The sequence below is a fragment of the Enterobacter sp. EC_50 genome (assembly GCF_019584525.1).
In the GTDB taxonomy this organism is placed as follows: Bacteria; Pseudomonadota; Gammaproteobacteria; order Enterobacterales; family Enterobacteriaceae; genus Enterobacter; species Enterobacter roggenkampii.
Genome location: NZ_VDAF01000080.1, coordinates 1 through 583 on the forward strand (window position 1 = coordinate 1; position 583 = coordinate 583).

General features: G+C 41.3%; 1 protein-coding gene and 1 pseudogene. One reads left to right on the forward strand and one right to left on the reverse strand.

Annotated features, from left to right (window positions below; all coding sequences use genetic code 11):
* Positions 1 to 82: pseudogene (locus tag FHC48_RS23615) on the reverse strand (hypothetical protein); the annotation flags it as partial.
* Positions 83 to 274: 192 nt separating this feature from the next.
* Between FHC48_RS23615 and FHC48_RS23045 the strand changes: the two are divergent.
* Positions 275 to 583 (forward strand): DUF523 domain-containing protein (locus tag FHC48_RS23045; RefSeq protein WP_220420637.1); only part of this gene is annotated, 309 nt, incomplete at its 3' end.

A 583-nucleotide genomic window follows, 5' to 3' on the forward strand; every position in this document is an offset into this window, starting at 1 on the left:
CACCTTTAGGTGGTGTCGGGGCCTTACATGCTATAAGAGTGAAAGAGAGTGCAATGCCAGTCAACACAGGCCATAACTTCATAATAAATCCTGTACTTTTGATAGTTGAGAGTAAGTATGAAAGATAGATGATTACGACCGATCACTTAAAGAACTTTCATACTATATTAGGAATAGTCCATAACAGAAAAATAGTCAGTGATGACGCCAGAAAGGCAATTTATTCCGTGCACTACACAGTTTATGTGTTAATGAATTAGTCAAGGGGGAGAATATGATAAAAAAACCTGTGATTGGAATCAGCGGTTGTTTGGCCGGTTCTGCTGTTCGTTTTGATGGTGGTCACAAAAGAGCTGACTTTTTAATGGACAAATTAGTGGAATGGGTAACATTCAGACCAGTATGTCCGGAAATGGCTATAGGGCTGCCAGTTCCGCGTCCTGCTCTACGTCTTGTGCGCTCGATGCAAGGAAATATACGGATGTGTTTCAGCCACGACCAGAATGAGGATGTGACAGAGAGAATGACAGAGTTTAGTCGTTCTTATATGGACAAATTAAAGGATGTATCGGGGTTTGTGGTT